Source organism: Stutzerimonas stutzeri (genome assembly GCF_002890895.1).
GTDB lineage: Bacteria > Pseudomonadota > Gammaproteobacteria > Pseudomonadales > Pseudomonadaceae > Stutzerimonas > Stutzerimonas stutzeri_AB.
The window spans coordinates 147,798-164,062 of record NZ_POUL01000003.1; the positions used below are offsets into that span (position 1 = coordinate 147,798).

14 protein-coding genes and 1 riboswitch are annotated in these 16,265 nt (G+C 60.7%); of the genes, 9 read left to right on the plus strand and 5 right to left on the minus strand.

From position 1 onward, the window contains the following. Positions 1–192 precede the first annotated feature (192 nt). From CXK96_RS06345 to CXK96_RS06360, 4 genes are all read left to right on the plus strand, one after another. Entirely contained in the window at positions 193–375 is a 183-nt protein-coding gene (locus tag CXK96_RS06345) for a CPXCG motif-containing cysteine-rich protein (protein WP_102835634.1), read from the plus strand. Beyond that, a complete protein-coding gene (locus CXK96_RS06350; protein WP_102835635.1) occupies positions 376–636 on the plus strand; it encodes a DUF2007 domain-containing protein in 261 nt (86 codons plus the stop codon). A 60-nt stretch (positions 637–696) separates the two neighbouring features. Continuing rightward, positions 697–1,317 carry an SOS response-associated peptidase gene (locus CXK96_RS06355; protein WP_102835636.1) on the plus strand — a complete coding sequence of 207 codons (621 nt, stop codon included), beginning with the start codon at positions 697–699 and terminating at the stop codon, positions 1,315–1,317. Between the two features lie 131 nt (positions 1,318–1,448). After that, entirely contained in the window at positions 1,449–2,258 is an 810-nt protein-coding gene (locus tag CXK96_RS06360; protein WP_102835637.1) for a M48 family metallopeptidase, read from the plus strand. 20 nt (positions 2,259–2,278) lie between these two features. On the opposite strand, the gene CXK96_RS06365 is transcribed toward CXK96_RS06360, so the two are convergent. The 4 genes from CXK96_RS06365 to CXK96_RS06380 all read right to left on the minus strand — a co-directional run bounded on the left by CXK96_RS06365 (position 2,279) and on the right by CXK96_RS06380 (position 5,676). Then, positions 2,279–2,722 carry an ester cyclase gene (locus CXK96_RS06365; RefSeq protein WP_102835638.1) on the minus strand — a complete coding sequence of 148 codons (444 nt, stop codon included), beginning with the start codon at positions 2,720–2,722 and terminating at the stop codon, positions 2,279–2,281. A gap of 84 nt (positions 2,723–2,806) precedes the next feature. Continuing rightward, a complete protein-coding gene (locus tag CXK96_RS06370) occupies positions 2,807–3,394 on the minus strand; it encodes a TMEM165/GDT1 family protein (protein WP_102835639.1) in 588 nt (195 codons plus the stop codon). 97 nt (positions 3,395–3,491) lie between these two features. After that, a riboswitch (yybP-ykoY riboswitch) is annotated at positions 3,492–3,610 on the minus strand. A gap of 47 nt (positions 3,611–3,657) precedes the next feature. Then, the gene (locus CXK96_RS06375; RefSeq protein ID WP_102835640.1) at positions 3,658–4,656 is read right to left on the minus strand and encodes a class I SAM-dependent methyltransferase; all 999 of its coding nucleotides are present in this window, start codon (positions 4,654–4,656) and stop codon (positions 3,658–3,660) included. A gap of 57 nt (positions 4,657–4,713) precedes the next feature. Continuing rightward, positions 4,714–5,676, minus strand: a complete 963-nt coding sequence (locus tag CXK96_RS06380; protein ID WP_102835641.1) for a 2-hydroxyacid dehydrogenase — start codon at positions 5,674–5,676, stop codon at positions 4,714–4,716. Between the two features lie 61 nt (positions 5,677–5,737). Between CXK96_RS06380 and CXK96_RS06385 the strand changes: the two genes are divergently transcribed. The 5 genes from CXK96_RS06385 (at position 5,738) to CXK96_RS06405 (ending at position 15,243) form a co-directional block, all read left to right on the plus strand. After that, positions 5,738–6,367 carry a LysE family translocator gene (locus CXK96_RS06385; RefSeq protein ID WP_102835642.1) on the plus strand — a complete coding sequence of 210 codons (630 nt, stop codon included), beginning with the start codon at positions 5,738–5,740 and terminating at the stop codon, positions 6,365–6,367. A gap of 157 nt (positions 6,368–6,524) precedes the next feature. Next, positions 6,525–8,207: a fatty acid--CoA ligase gene (locus tag CXK96_RS06390; protein WP_102835643.1), complete on the plus strand. Its 1,683-nt coding sequence runs from the start codon at positions 6,525–6,527 to the stop codon at positions 8,205–8,207. Positions 8,208–8,489: 282 nt separating this feature from the next. Next, positions 8,490–9,146: an OmpA family protein gene (locus CXK96_RS06395; RefSeq protein WP_102835644.1), complete on the plus strand. Its 657-nt coding sequence runs from the start codon at positions 8,490–8,492 to the stop codon at positions 9,144–9,146. A gap of 154 nt (positions 9,147–9,300) precedes the next feature. Continuing rightward, positions 9,301–13,008, plus strand: coding sequence for a CHASE domain-containing protein (locus CXK96_RS06400; RefSeq protein WP_102835645.1), 3,708 nt, complete (start codon positions 9,301–9,303; stop codon positions 13,006–13,008). 93 nt (positions 13,009–13,101) lie between these two features. Next, positions 13,102–15,243: a two-component system response regulator gene (locus tag CXK96_RS06405; RefSeq protein ID WP_102835646.1), complete on the plus strand. Its 2,142-nt coding sequence runs from the start codon at positions 13,102–13,104 to the stop codon at positions 15,241–15,243. 15 nt (positions 15,244–15,258) lie between these two features. Here the strand turns inward: CXK96_RS06405 and CXK96_RS06410 are convergent, their stop codons facing one another. Further along, positions 15,259–16,179, minus strand: coding sequence for an acyltransferase (locus tag CXK96_RS06410; RefSeq protein WP_102835647.1), 921 nt, complete (start codon positions 16,177–16,179; stop codon positions 15,259–15,261). Positions 16,180–16,265: the final 86 nt, after the last annotated feature.

Consider the following 16,265-nt stretch of genomic DNA (forward strand, 5'->3'; position numbering starts at 1 on the left):
TCTCTGTAAGGGTAACTACTGAATAACCCAGTCGCTCAAGGGTCAAAGTTAGGTCTGTGGTTGCTTGGACGCGATGACAGCGGGCTCGGGCAATGCCGCGTGGCACCGGTCGGGTCCGCCACAAGTGCGCACCGGGGCATCTCAACAGACTCAGGACGGCGATTATAGCGGCAAGTCACGCAGGAGACGCTGATGCTGGAATCACAGGACTATCAATGCCCATATTGTGGCGAAGGAGTGGAGGCGCTGCTCGATCTGAGTGGCGGTGATCAGCAGTACATCGAAGACTGCTCAGTCTGCTGCAGGCCGATTGTGTTCGATCTGCGTACCGATGGTAGCGATTGGCAGCTCGACGTACGGCGGGAGGATGAATAGATGCAGCGGGTATACGAGCCGCGTGATCTGCTCGAAGCGGAGATGCTGCGTGGCATGTTGGACGCTGAGGGTATCGAGGTCTACCTGAATGGCCGGCATCTGATCGGAGCTGTAGGCGAGCTGCCTGTTGCCGGTCTGCTCGGCTTGATGGTCGCCGATGATGAGGCCGAGCGCGCGCGGCAGTTGATCGCTGAGTACAATGTCGCCGAACCGCTGCCCGGCGACGAGCCGGAAAGTTATCCGGGTGAGCTCATCTGCTGATGCCTCAGAGCGAAGGCATTGCCCCTGGCCGCTGCCCCCTTTCCCCATCGAGTTTTGTACATGTGTGGCCGCTATGCCCTGTTTCGCTGGAATGCCGCTTTTGCTGCGTTGCCTGGTTTCCCGTCTGATCAGCAGCCGCACTGGAGCCTGGCGCCTGGCGCTTCGGTGCTTCTGCTGCGACAGGTGGACGAAGCGCTGCAATTGAGTCGCGTGCGCTGGGGATTGACGCCGGCATGGTTGAGCGACTTCACCCGCACGCCTGCGCAGGCGCGGGCGGAAACGCTGGCTGAACAGCCAATGTTCCGCGACGCCTTTCGTCAGCGTCGAGGCGTCCTGCCGGCGAATGGTTTCTATGAGTGGCGAGGCACGGCACGCAAGCGACCTTACTGGATGACGGCGGAAGACTCGCTGATGTATTTCGCGGCGGTCTGGGAGGCCTATCCGGTAGAAGGTCACAGTTACCTCAGTGCGGCCGTCGTGACGCGGCCAGCCTCAAACCAACGGCGACCACTGTTGCTGGATCAGGCTGGCATGACCGCCTGGCTCGATCCCCAGACTCCGCTGGAAACGCTGCAGCTGCTACTGGCTGCACCACAACCTGCGTTGCGTGAGCGACCCCTGGCAACCTTCGTCAATGATCCCAAGCTGGACGCGCCGGAGTGCCTGACGCCAGTGAACTAGGCATTGGCAGTAACCCTCGAAAGGGGAGTCAAGGCGCTATCAGGCTTGCGCCGAAGCGATGGGCGGCTAGTCGGTTGCCCGGTGCGCTGGCACGCTCTAGCATACGGCGCAGAATTCACGGGAGACGCGACATGTTCAAGCTGCATTCAATCAGCCTCTTTCTGGCGGCCGCCACGCTGGCCGGTTGTCAGGCCGTCAACACGACCAGCAGCGGTGCCGTTGGCGTCGACCGCAAGCAATACATGTTCAGCATGCTGTCGACCGAGCAGGTCAATCAGATGTATGCGCAGTCGTATCAGCAGACGGTGTCTCAAGCGAAGAGCAAAGGCGTGCTCGAAAACAACTCACCGGTCGCTCAGCGGGTCAACCGGATCGCCAGCAGGCTGATCGCCGAGGTCAAGGCTTTCCGGCCTGATGCGGCGGAGTGGGACTGGGACGTGAACGTCATCGACAGCCCCGAGCTGAACGCCAATGCCGGCCCGGGCGGCAAGATCATCTTCTACACCGGGCTGATCGAGAAGCTCAACCTGACCGATGACGAGATTGCCGCCGTCATGGGGCATGAGATAGCCCATGCGTTGCGGGAGCACGGTCGCGAGGCCATGTCCAAGGCGTACGGTGTGCAGATGGCCACTCAGATTGGCTCGGCGGTCGGGATTGGTGATGGCAGCCTGCAACTGGCCAACATGGGGGTGCAGTATCTGATGACGCTGCCCAACAGCCGCAGCAATGAGAACGAGGCTGACCTGATCGGTCTGGAGCTGGCCGCACGGGCTGGGTACAACCCGAGCGCAGCGGTCAGTCTGTGGCAGAAGATGGCCGCAGCTGGCGGCTCCGCTCCGCCGGAATTCCTCAGCACCCATCCCTCTTCAGGCAGCCGTACGCAGGCACTGCAGGAAAACATTCCAAAGGTGATGCCACTGTATAAACAGGGCCGCTGATGCAGATGCCGCCGGCGCTCTCAGGTCGGCGGCAGCTTGATTGGAAGAGGGCTTTCCAGGCCTAGCTGGCTACGGGCGCTTTCCAGGTCAAAGAGGGTACTGATCTCCTCGATATCGCCGCTCGGATTGAGCGTCCAGATCGACATCGCGGCGACAGTGAGGATTTTGCCGCTCGGGGCGACGCCGAATACGGGTTTCTCCAGAGTGCCGAACAGGGTGCTGGAGGTCACCACGCGGTTGCCTTCGCTGAGGCATTCATCTACCGCGACTTCAAGGTCCGGAATAGCCTGACGGATTTCCTTTACGATCAGACCGAAACCGGCACTGTTGACCGGCTGTGAGATGAACGAGCTCTTGTAGCTGAAGTACCGGCTCTGCAGCTGTTCAGCCAATGCCAGTCGACCCTTGATCCAGCTCAGGTCGATATGCTGCCGAACCCGCCGTTTTCGTTCCTCCGGTGACATGCCGCCTGCTCCCCTCAAGTGCCGCCAGAATGCGGTGAACACGCACTCTAACAGCACCCGTGGCGAGGCAATTTGCGCTGGGTATCAGACTGGAAGCATGCCGCTCAAGCTCAGGGCCTGATAGACGGCGTACAGCGCCAAACCGGCGAAGCCGACGGCGGCGATTCGGCGAATCAGCGTGAGTGGCATGCGGTCGGCGGCAAAATTACCGGCCAGCACCACCGGCACATTGGCGATCAGCATGCCAAGGGTCGTGCCAATGATCACCAGGATGAAGTCAGGATACTGAGCGGCAAGCATGACGGTAGCCACCTGCGTTTTGTCGCCCATTTCAGCAAGGAAGAACGCAATCAGTGTCGCCACGAAGGGGCCGAAGCGTCGACCGCGCGAAGCTTCTTCTTCCTCGAGCTTGTCGGGTACCAGCGTCCACAGGGCAACGGCGGCGAAAGAGGCGGCCAGAATCCAGCTGAGAATGGCAGGCGAGACCAGCGACGAAACCCAATTGCCTATGGCCCCAGCAGCGGCATGGTTGGCCAGCGTGGCCACCACAATGCCCCAGATGATGGGCATTGGACGCCGGTAGCGGGCGGCCAGCAAGAGGGCGAGCAATTGCGTTTTGTCGCCAATCTCAGCGAGTGCGACGATCAGGGTGGGGATGTAGAACGATTCCAACGGACTTCCTTGCGGGGGCGGGTCGACTAATCACCATGACACGCACCGCCTGCCCGCCCCGGGTCAGGTGTACGTGTCATGGGTCTTGTCAAACCGAGCGCTGGCTGCCGAGACAGGCCGCGCGGGTCGCATGCACCATGGTCTGTGGACCAAGTATGTTGACGCATGCCAGGCAAGCAGGGCGCTTGCCGGAGACTACTCCCCCAGGACGGGCGCGAGTTTGCCCAAGCGTGGCGCGTTGCGCAAGTCGGGACGTTGGCGGATCAGGGGCGTTGAGCACGGTAGATGCGGAAGCCGTCCGCGCTGATCAGTGTTTCGCAGCGACCCAGATGGGTTTCGATCAGGGGCGGGTACTTGAGAAACGCATTGGCTACCAGTCGTAGCTCGCCACCCGGCCGGAGATGATTGGCCGCGCGTTGCAGTAACGTTTCGCTGGCCTCGTAGTGCGTGTGGATGCCCTGATGAAACGGTGGGTTGCTGATGATGGCGGTGCAGTCTTGCGGGGCAGCATCGATGCCGTCCCCGGCGATCACCTGAGCCTGTAAACCATTGGCTGCGAGGGTCATGCGGCTGCTTTCGACTGCAAAAGCGTCGACGTCCAGCAGCACCACTTCACTGTCCGGATACCGTCTTTTCAGCGACGCCCCAATGATGCCCGCGCCGCAGCCGAAATCCAGCAGCCGGCCAGCTGGCAGCCCATCGAGCTGTTCCAGCAGCAGTGCGGTACCGCGATCAAGGCGACCATGACTGAAAACGCCAGGCAGGCTGACGATCTGCAGTGGGCCGTCCGCGAGTGGGAGCTCGAAGTGCTGAGCCAGGGTCTGTAAGTCTGGAGCCGGTGGGCTATTTGTGACCCTGACCTGCCAGAGCTGGCAATGCCGGGCGCTGTCGAGTTTTTTCGCTTCGCCGAAGGGAGCCAGTTGTTTCGCGGCTCGCTCCACGCCGGCACGCTTCTCACCCACCAGATACAGCAGACGGCCCGGCAATCTGGCGGCCAGCGCGCTTAGCAGGTAATCAGTCAGTTCCCGAGACTTGGGTAGAAACAGAACAGCGCTGTCGAACGAGGCTATGGGCGGCTCGACACCAAATGCGCAACGCTCGGCGAAACGCGCTTGCAGTCGTTGCTGCGTCCCGGCGTGCCAGCTCCAGCCGATGGCTCCAGGCAGTTGGCCGAGCAGGTCGTCTGCGGGCAGCCCGGCAAGCAGCAGGTCACCGCTGAACAGTTCGGTCTGGCGCAGCAGTACTTCGCTTCGCGGATCCATCTTGCCTCCGGACAAAAGCTGGCGAGCTTACCAGCCTTGTCCCCGGCTGCAGAAGCGTCAGCCGACCTGACGCTTGGGGCTGCCGGCGAAGAACGCCTCCGCGTTCTCACACAGCTGGCCGACGATGCGTTGTCTGGCTTCGCGGCTGCCCCAGGCGCTGTGGGGTGTCACGATCAGGCGTGGCACGTCTGCAGCCAGCAGCGGGTTGTCGTTGCTCGGTGGTTCGCTGATCAGCACATCTGTGGCAGCGCCGCCCAGGTGGCCGCTTCGCAGAGTGTCGGCCAGCGCCTGCTCGTCTATCAGGCCGCCGCGAGCGGTATTGATGACGAAGGCCGCGGGTTTCATCAGCTGCAGTTCGCGCGCACCGATGAGGTTGCGTGTCTGCTCGGTGAGCGGGCAGTGCAGGGTCAGGGCATCAATCTGCGGCAGCAACTCGTCCAGTTCCAGTCGGTCCGGACGAGGCGGGCGCCCGGGCAGATTGCCGGTCAGCACACGCATGCCCAGCGCCTCGGCGAGCTTGGCTACGGCGCCGCCGAGCTCACCGTGGCCGAGCACGCCGAGCGTCTTGCCCGCCAACTCGACGATGGGGAAATCCAGCAGGCAGAACTGTCCGCTTTCCTGCCAGCGGCCGCGCGCCACGGCGGCCTGATAATCGGGTAGTCGCGTGGCCAGTGCGAGCAGTAGCATTAGCGTGTGCTGGGCCACCGTAGCCGTGCCGTAAGCCTGGCAGTTGCATACGGCGATGCCGCGCTGTTTGGCTGCGGCCAGGTCGATGTTGTTGATGCCAGTGGCGGCGACCAGAATCAATTTCAGATCCGGACAGGCGGCCAGCGTGGCATCGCTCAAGGGGACCTTGTTGACGATGGCAACTTCCGCGCCTTGCAGTCGGTCGACGATTTGCGTTTCGCTGGTCTCCTTATGGCAGGTCAACTCAGCGAAGGCTGACTGCAACGGGGCCAGGTCCAGATCGCCCTGGTCGAGCGGTGATAGATCAAGGAATACAGCGCGGTACTTGCTCATGGACTTTACTCGTATGAATCAGCGGGCGGACGTCCCGCCCCGGAAATAACGGAGTCGCTAGATGTACTGGATGGAGTTTCTCACTGTGGCGCTGGTTCACTTGCTCGCTGTCGCCAGTCCCGGGCCTGACTTTGCAGTAGTCGTGCGCGAAAGTGTCGCCCGCGGTCAGCGCAGCGGCAGCTGGACGGCCATCGGTGTCGGCAGCGGCATCTTGCTGCATGTGGGGTATTCATTGTTAGGGATTGGTCTGATCGTCTCGCAGTCGATCATGTTATTCAACCTTTTCAAATGGTTAGCGGCAGGTTACCTGTTCTATCTGGGTTTTCAGGCTCTGCGTGCCAAGCCTGTCGCGGTGGACAACCTTGCATCGTCCGCGTCCAGTGTTGCGATTAGCCCACGACGCGCTTTTACCGTTGGTTTCGTCACCAATGGCTTGAATCCCAAGGCGACCTTGTTTTTTCTGTCCCTATTCACCGTGGTTATCGACCCCCATACCCCGCTCGCCGTTCAGGCAGCCTATGGGTTATATCTGGCAGGCGCGACCGGAGTGTGGTTCTGCCTGGTGGCCTGGTTGTTCAGCCGCGAGCGTGTTCGGGCCGGATTCGCCCGCATGGGGCATTGGTTCGATCGCGTCGCGGGCGCGGTGCTGATCGGTCTTGGTATCAGGTTGGCGGCAAGCGAGATCGCTTGATGATGCCCGCCTGACTGCCGCTGCATCACGAGGTCTCATAGGCTGAACAACTGCGGCACCGATTGTCCGAAGAAGGCAGGCGGCACGGCTGAACGTCGCACCGGTGGCCGCGTAAACGTCTAGCGTGCGTCTCATAACATCAATAACAGGAAGCCTTATGCTGCAGACACGAGTGATCAAACCCGCCGCGAATGCCTACCAGTACCCCCTGTTGATCAAGAGCCTGCTGTTGTCGGGGCAGCGCTACGAGCGCACCCGCGAAATCGTCTATCGCGATCAGCTGCGTTTCGACTACCGCACCCTCGGCAAGCGCATTGCTCGGCTTGCCAATGTGCTGACAGAGGCCGGGGTGAAGGCGGGCGATACCGTGGCGGTGATGGACTGGGACAGCCATCGCTACCTGGAATGCATGTTTGCGATTCCGATGATCGGGGCGGTGGTGCATACCATCAACGTGCGGCTGTCACCCGAGCAGATTCTTTACACGATGAATCATGCCGAGGATCGCGTCGTCCTCGTCAACAGCGAGTTCGCGCCGCTCTACCACGCCATTGCCGGGCAGCTGACCACGGTCGACAAGACACTGCTGATCACTGATGCTGATGATAAACAGTGCGAGTTGCCGAACTGCATCGGCGAGTATGAGAGCTTGCTGGCGGCCGCAAAAGCGACGTACGAGTTTCCCGATTTCGATGAAAACTCGGTAGCGACCACCTTCTATACCACCGGCACCACCGGCGACCCCAAGGGGGTCTACTTCACGCATCGTCAGCTGGTCTTGCATACCCTGGCCAGCGCGGTAACGGTTGGCTGCCGCGAAAATCCCCAGTTGATGGCGGCGGGCGACGTCTACATGCCGATCACGCCGATGTTCCACGTACATGCCTGGGGCCTGCCCTATGTGGCGACGATGCTGGGCCTCAAGCAGGTCTATCCGGGGCGTTACGATCCTGAGCTGCTGATCGAGCTGTGGCGTCGGGAGAAAGTAACCTTTTCCCACTGCGTGCCGACCATCGTGCAGATGCTGCTCAAAGCCAAAGCAGCGCACGGTACGGACTTCAATGGCTGGAAGATCACCATCGGCGGCAGTGCACTCACGCGGGGCCTATATGAATCGGCGCGGGCGTGTGGCATGCAGTTGGTGGCTGCCTACGGCATGTCGGAAACCTGCCCGCTGATCTCCGGGGCTCACATCAACGACGAGCTGCGTAACGCCAGCGAGGATGAGCAGATCACGTACCGGCTCAAAGCCGGGATTCCGGTAGTGTTGGTCGATGCGGCAATCCAGGCGCCGGACGGCAGCTTTCTGCCTGCCGATGGCACGTCCCAGGGCGAACTGGTGCTTCGGGCTCCCTGGCTGACGCAGGGCTACGCGGGCAATCCGGAGAAGAGTGAAGAGCTGTGGGCCGGTGGTTGGCTGCATACCGGTGATGTCGCCACCCTTGATGAAATGGGCAATATCGACATTCGTGACCGCATCAAGGACGTGATCAAGACGGGCGGCGAGTGGGTGTCTTCCTTGGCTCTGGAAGGTCTCATCAGCCGGCACGAGGCAGTACGCGACGTCGCGGTGGTGGGTGTGCCGGATGAGCGCTGGGGCGAGCGACCCTTTGCCTTGCTGGTGCTGTGCGAAGGCAAGCAGGTGGATGCGAGAGCGCTGCAAACATTCCTCGAGCCCGCCGTGGAACAGGGCCAGATCAACAAATGGGCCATCCCCCAGCAGATCGCGGTGGTTGAGGATATTCCCAAGACCAGTGTGGGCAAGCTCGACAAGAAACGTATCCGCGTCGACATCGCGCGCTGGGTTGAGGAAGGCAGCAGCGTTATTTCCTCGGTATAGGATAGGGTTTTGCCCGCCTGTGTTTGATCTCGCTGCGGCCTTTCATCGAGGTCGTGGCTTGGTCATTAGGTCCGCACAGTCGCTATCTACAGTCCCTTATCGGGCTGGCGGCTTCCCTTCAAGGTCAACAGCGAAAGAAGGACTTGCGGCAGCCGCCTGGAGCTCGAATCGTTTCGGGTTCGTCGGGACGTTCCGGTTCCGCCGGCGGGCGGGTGTTACCCTAACGGCGCATTCCAGTCCGTGTTGTAACGGGCTGGCGTCCCGCAGATGAAGGAAGTAGATATGAAGAAGATCAGTAACCTGACCGCACTCGCCGCCACCCTTGCGCTGCTGGTCGGCTGTACCAACAATCCCTATACCGGTGAGCGAGAAGCTGGCAAGGCTGGTATTTATGGCGGTATTGGTGCGGTCAGCGGCGCAGTGATCGGTGCGGCCACCTCCAGCAAAAAGGATCGCGCCAAAGGCGCCCTGATCGGAGCCACAGTCGGCGGTGCTGCGGGCGGCGGCTATGGTTATTACGTCGATACTCAGGAAGCCAAGCTGCGCCAGACGCTGCAGGGCTCTGGCGTACAGGTCCAGCGTCAAGGCGATAACCTGACGCTGATCATGCCGGGCAACATCACCTTCGCAAGCAACTCCGCCGATATTTCCAGCAGCTTCTACCCAACGCTCAATTCGCTGGTTCAGGTGTTCAAAGAATTCAACAAGAACGGTATCGACATCACCGGCCATACCGACAGCACCGGCTCGCAGCAACTCAACCAGGACCTTTCGAATCGTCGCGCCCGTAGCGTTGCGGCTTACCTGGAAGGCAATGGCGTGCCAGCGTCGCGTATCTCTTCCTATGGCGCGGGCTCGAGCCAGCCGATTGCCAGCAATGACACCGCTTCTGGTCGCGCGCAGAACCGTCGTGTGGAAATCAATCTGAGACCGCTCTAAGCGGCCCGGCACAGGCAAGGTCGTCGCGGATTTTGCTTGTGCCATTTTGGTGGCGTCAGCTTTATAGCTTTTTATCGCTTCAATTGAACCTCTGAGCGATCCACGACTCTGAAGCTCGTGACAGCGAGCCATGTAGTGGCACTGAGGAGGTCGAATGGATGATCGTTCCGCTCTCCATTCTCGTAAGCCTTGGCTGCCATTGGTAGTGACGCTGGCCCTGATGGCGGGGCTCGGAGGATGGGTCGGCTGGCAATGGCATGTTCAGGAAATGCGCGTGCGCGCTGAGCAGGCCCAGCGATTCAACCTGGCGGTCAATGACGTCGAAAGCACTCTGCGTGAGCGTATGCGCGCGTACGAGATGGTCCTGCGCGGACTGGCAGGACTTTTTGTCGGCAGTGATGAGGTCAGTCTGCAGGATTGGAATCGAGCTTCCGATCAGCTTCAGCTTCAGGATTTCTACCCCGGTATCCAGGCCATTGCGCTCGCTCGCTATGCGCGCGCGGACAACCTCGATTCGACCCTTGCCGAAATTCGCGAGAGCGGTCGCGGTGATTTCCGCATGTATCCCCGAGGTGAACGCGGCGATTACCTGATCGTCGATTTCATCCATCCGCTCGACTGGCGTAATCGGCGTGTGTTGGGTTTCGACATGCTGAGTGAAGAGACGCGCAGGGAAGCCGTTATGGCGGCGCGCAATATCGGCACCCCTATGCTCACTGGGCCGGTGCGACTCAAGCAAGAGACAGAGCAGAATGCCCAGGTAGGGATCTTGTTGTATCTGCCGCTTTACCGCGCCCGGGCGCCAATCACGACCTTGGAGGAACGGCAGGAATCATTTGCCGGAACGCTTCACGGCGCTTTTCGGCTGACCGATCTGATGGAAGGGGTATTGGGCTCGCGCAGCAAGCTGTTTCAATTGCAGCTCTTCGACGCCGCTGCCCCGAACGAGCCGTTGCTGGTCGGGCGCGCTCCGGTGAGTAAAGATGCAAGCTTCCATCGCGTCCGCAATATCTACATGTACGGCCGCAGCTGGCAGTTGGAAGTCGCCAGCACACCGGAATACGAAGCCATCCTCAATCGGGTTGGGCGGGCGTTCAATCTTGCGGCGGCGCTGACCGCAGCCGCTTTGTTCTCTCTCTTGATTGGCGGCTACCTGTATTTGCGCGAACGAACCCTGCGCAGCAGCCAGGCGCTCGGCGCGCAGCTTCAGGAGCGTGAGGCGTGGTTTCGTCAACTGATCGAACAGCTGCCGGTAGCCACTGTGTTGTGTAGCGATGAAGGACGCATAGAGCTAGCCAACCAGAGCGCCGCTGCGCTGCTGGGCAGCAGTGCGGGATTGCTCGCCGGTGAGCGCCTCAGTCACTACATCCCTTCAGCTTTCCAGAAGGCGGCGGACGGGAATCTGCTGGACGCCAATCAGCAAGAGAGCCAAGCCCTGCGGGAAGATGGCACTCCCGTACCTGTTTCGCTCAGTCTGACCAGTTTCAAGCGCGACAAGACCGTTCACCACCTGCTCAATCTGGTGGACTTGCAGCAGCGCAAGCGTGACGAAGAGCGCTTCCGTAATGTGGTCGAAGCCTCGCCGAATGCTTTTCTGCTGTTCGATCAAGAAGGGCAGATCGTAATGGTCAACCGTCAGACCGAGCTGCTGTTCGGCTACAGCCGACAAGAGCTGCTGGGTCAGCCGGTTGAAATGCTGATCCCCGAGTCGATGCGCAAGATCTATATCGAGGTGCGTCACCGGTTTGGCCAGTCGCTCGAATCACGTCGCCTGGGTGAGAATCGCGAACTGTTCGGCCGCCACAGGGATGGCCATTTATTGCCCGTGGAAGTCGGCCTGTCGCCACTGCGCAGCGGAGAAGAGCAACTGGTGCAGGCGGTGGTGATCGATATCGCTCACCGCAAAGCCGCGGAGCGGCGTCTACGGGATCAAGCAAATGAGTTGATGACCGCCAACCGGTACAAATCCGAGTTCCTCGCCAACATGTCGCACGAGCTGCGCACGCCGCTCAACAGTATTCTCATCCTGAGCGATCAATTGAGACAGAACGCGGCGAGCAACCTGACCGAGAAGCAGGTTCGCCACGCCGACATCATGCATCGGGCCGGTCATGATCTGCTGCAACTGATCAATGACGTGCTTGACCTGGCCAAGATCGAAGCTGGCCACATGCAAATCAAGTCGGAACCGCTCGATATCGGCGAGTTGCTGGCGGAGCTTATGGCTGCACTGCAACCGATGGCCGATCAGAACGGACTATCCCTTACTAGCCGGATCGACCCTGAGGTTCCGCCGTCGCTCGTCAGCGACCGTGCACGGCTCCAGCAAATCTTGCGCAACCTGGTGACCAACGCCTTGAAGTTCACCGAGCAGGGCTCCGTTGATATTCACGTGAGCAGCCGGCCGGCCGAAAGTCCTGGCGACGAAGACATGCTGCAGATCTGCGTGACTGACACCGGTATCGGCATCGCCGAGGACCAACACGAACGGATCTTTCAGGCGTTTCAGCAAATCGACGGCTCAATCAGCCGCCAATACGGCGGCACGGGGTTGGGGCTTGCTATCGCGCGGCAGCTCGCCGAGGTGCTGGGTGGCGGGATCCGTCTTACAAGTTCGCCGGGGCAGGGCTCCAGTTTCACCGTCGAGCTGCCCTTGAAAGCGTCTGCGACAGCCGAGATTCGGACGCTGCGGCCCATGCAGCGCCGTGGTCAGGGTGGTGGTCTGCTGATTGTCGAGGACGATGTCGATTTCGCCTCGGTAGTGGCCGAGGTGGCACAGTCCCACGGTTTTTCCAGTGTCATATGCGGTACTGGGCAAGAGGGGCTGGATGCACTCGCTCACGACAGCTTCGCGGCGGTGATCCTGGATGTTCTGCTTCCTGATGTCAGCGGCTGGCAGATACATCGGGCGTTGCGAGCCGACCCCAAGCATCAGGACACGCCGGTATATATCATTTCTTGCGTGCCTCAGCCGCAGGGCTGGTCGGATGACGGTTCACGCTACTTGCTCAAGCCCGTGGCCCAGTCGGAGCTGGAGCGCCTGTTTGTCGATCTGTCGCGGCAGGAAGGCAATTCGACTCGGTTGTTGCTGCTGGAAACTGATCCGGAGCGGCGCCGTCAACTGCGTGAATATTTCGAGCGGCTCGGTTACCGGGTCAGCGAATGCCAACGCAGTGAAGAGGCCCGACTGGCCTATGCAGAGCACCGATATGCAGCGCTGATCGTCGACTTCGATCTCTCAGGCGAAAGCGGGCTGGAGCTGCTCGATGCGCTTGACCGCCTGCGCTCGCTCAAAGACGTCCGGGTGATCCTGACCAGTCGAGATACGTTATCGGAAAAGAATCTGCAGCGGCTTAAGCGTTATTCGGCGGTTGCGTTGTCAAAAACAGAAGGAATTGAGCATATGGAAGATGCACTTAAGCCCGGCGGGGTTGATGCTGCTGCTTGGGGAATAGGCGAACTGGAACATCCCCTGCTAGGGCAGCGGGTGCTGTTGGTGGATTCGGACGTGCGGGCGATCTATGCCGTCAGTGCGTTGCTTGACGAGCAGGGGCTGCAGGTGGTGCCCGTCACAAGCTGTGCCGAGGCGCTGGAACGCTTCGATCAAGATGCGTTCGATCTTGCGTTGGTGGATCTGGCGATGCCGGATAACGGCGGCCCCGCCCTGATACATCAGCTCAGAAACGACTATGGTTGTCAGGTGCCGATTGTGGCAATGGCAGCCGGCTCTGATACGGCTGTGACAGAGCAGAGGCTTCCGGCCGGTGCCGACGACATCCTGTTCAAACCGGTCGACAGCGCCCGGCTGGTCGAACTGCTGCGGCGTCTGGAGCGTACTGATGGCCCCCATGCAAGTCCGTAAGGAGAAGTGTGTGACGCATCGATCAAGCCGAGCTGGCGTCCCTGTCGGCGCAGGTAGCGGAAGCCGCATTACGTTGTACTGGGAGCTTGGCTGATGGCGTGGTCGCAACCCCAATCTCAGCCTCGGACCCGTACATTGTTGGTCGTCGATGATCGCGAAGCGAACCTGGTGGCCATGGAGGCCTTGCTCGGCGACGGTGACTGGCAGGTCCATACGGTTAATTCTGGCGAAGCCGCACTTCAGGCCCTGCTCGACCTGGATGTCGAGCTGGTGCTGCTGGATGTGCAGATGCCCGGCATGGATGGGTTCGAAGTGGCGCGCCTGATGCGCGGCAGTCCGCACTCGCGCTACACGCCGATCATCTTTGTCTCGGCCATCGCGCACACCCGTGAGTCGGTACTGCGAGGTTACGCCACGGGTGCGGTTGATTTCATTCTCAAGCCGTTCGATCCGCAGGTGCTCAAGCACAAGATCAATACGCTGCTCAGTCATGAGCACAATCGGCGTGACTTGCAGGTCCTCAGCCAGCAGCTCGACAGTGCCCGCGCGTTCAACGCATCGGTGCTGAGCAATGCCGCCGAAGGAATTCTGGTGGTGGGTGAGGACGGTTTCATCAACTTCGCCAACCCGGCGATTGCCAAAATGCTGCACACCAGTGTCGACGATCTGCAGGGGACCGCACTGATCAAGCATCTGGCGTCGCCGCAGATGCCTCAGTCCTGGCGCGACACCGATTTCTACCAGCATTGGCGTAGCGGCAGCACCTACCGTCTTCATGAAGCGCAGCTGTTCACCGCCAACGGCGACACGCTGCCCGTGGCCTTGTCGTCATCGCCATTGCCTCGTCAGCAGCGCTCAATGGTTGTCATCGCCCTGGATATGTCCGTGGTGCGCAGTCTTCACGTGCAGCTGGAGACCCAGGCGGTAACCGACTCGCTGACCGGCCTGCTCAACAGACGTGGCTTTCATCAGGCACTGGATTCGGCGCTGGCGAGGGTCGACCGGAACGGCAAACGCATGGCCATCCTCTACATCGATCTCGATGGCTTCAAGCGCATCAACGATTCGCTGGGCCACGATGCCGGTGACGAGATCCTCTGTCGCGTGGCGCGCGTGCTCGAGGCCTGCATGCGGCCCTACGACATCATTGCGCGGATGGGCGGAGACGAATTCACCGCGCTGCTGGACTCGCTGGACCACCCGGAAGATGCCGCCAAGGTCGCCGAGAAGCTCATTGAGCTGATTTCGGTTCGACATACCATCGAAGGGACCGACGTGACGCTCGGCGCCAGTATCGGCATCGCGCATTTCCCGGATTGCGGCCAGAGCGTCGAGGAGCTGCTTCGCTCGGCCGATATGGCCATGTACGAGGCCAAACGCAACGGTCGGCAGCAATATCGCTTCTTCTCCGGTGAGATGAATGGGCGGGCCCATGCGCGCCTGATGATGGAAGAGAATTTGCGCAGCACCATCGAGCGCAATGGTTTCGCCTTGGCTTACCAGCCACAGGTCGTGCTTGAGACAGGCGAGTTGCGAGGCTTCGAGGCCTTGCTGCGCTGGAATTACGCGGGGCGCGGTGCGGTCGAGCCGAGTGTGTTCATCCCCTTGCTGGAAGAGACCCGGCTGATTGATCGGGTCGGCGAGTGGGCACTGCGTGAGGGGCTGGCTCAGTGCCGCGACTGGCGTGAGCGATTCGGTGACAAGCTGGTGCTGAGCTTCAACGTCAGCCCGGTGCAGTTCGGCCGGGCCGGATTGATCGACGAGTTGCGACGCCTGCTCGATGAGTATCAGCTAGATCCTCGCCAGTTGGAGCTGGAGGTCACCGAAGGCGCACTGATGCAGGATCTGGAGCAAAGCTGCGACAAGCTTCGGCAGTTGCGTGAGCTGGGCGTGAGGGTGGCGGTGGATGACTTCGGCACCGGTTACTCATCGCTTGCCTACCTGCGCCATTTCGATCTGGATACGCTGAAGATCGACCGCCTGTTTATTGCCAATATGCTTGATTCGCCACGCGATGCCGCGGTGGTCAGCACCATTATCGATCTGGGCCGAAATCTGGGGCTGGAGGTGATCGCCGAAGGCGTTGAAACCCTGGCTCAGCGTGAGTGGCTGATCGCCCACGACTGCCAGGTGATGCAGGGTTTTCTGGTCGCGCCAGGACTGGCCGTAGAGGACGCGTTGGAATTTCCGCGGTCAATCGACTGGCTACAGCTGGAACATCGACAGGCCGACTAGTGTCGGCCGGTCGGGTTAGCCTGAAGCGCCATCGCGAGGCGGGTATTGCCGGTGTAGCTTTTCGAGTTCGGCATCCTTGTCGCTCCAGAGCTCATTGACCCACTCCTGAAAGCTCAGCCGGTAGGCCTCGTCCTGATCGTAGCTGCGGTGCAGGAACTCGGCAGGGATCGGCTGCGTGCCAATGCGCATGACGACTTGACCTATCCGACCGCAGAGCAGGTCCCAGAAGCTGGGATTGCCGCCCGGGTAGTGGATGGTCACGTTGACTAGCGAAGTCAATTGCTCGCCCATGGCATCGATCACGAAGGCTATGCCGCCGGCCCTGGGTTTGAGCAGGTAACGGTAGGGCGATGCCTGCTCAGTGTGCTTGTCCTCGGTGAAGCGAGTGCCTTCAAGGAAGTTGAACACCGACACCGGGTTGGTCCGGTAGCGCTCGCAGGCCTTGCGGGTGGTCGCCAGGTCCTCGCCGCGCTTTTCCGGGTACTTTGTCAGGTACTCCTTGCTGAAGCGTTTCATGAAGGGAAACTCCAGCGCCCACCAGCACAGACCGATAACCGGCACCCAGATCAGCTCCTGCTTGAGGAAGAACTTCAGGATCGGCATTCGCCGGTTCAGTTGGTATTGCAGCATCAGGATGTCAGCCCAGCTCTGGTGATTGCTGGTAACCAGATAAGAGTGCTGCAGGTCGACCTTGTCGAGTCCCTGTACGTCCCACTCGGTGCGGCGCACCTGGTCCATCCAGAAGCTGTTGACCGCCATCCAGGACTCGGCGATCCAGTGCATGCCAAAGCGCAATGCTCGCTGGATACGCGGGATGGGCAATGCCAGCTTGAGCAGTGATAGCGCAAAGAGCGGCCAGCACCAGAAGAGGGTATTCAATGCCAGTGTCAGGCCGGCCAGGACGCCCCGGAGCGGGGCAGGAAGGACGCTCAGCATCGATTGGGTCTTATGTCCGTCAATAAAGGCGGCAAGAGTACCGATTGCGGGCTGAACTGCAAGGCCAAAAAGTAGTGCTAGAGATT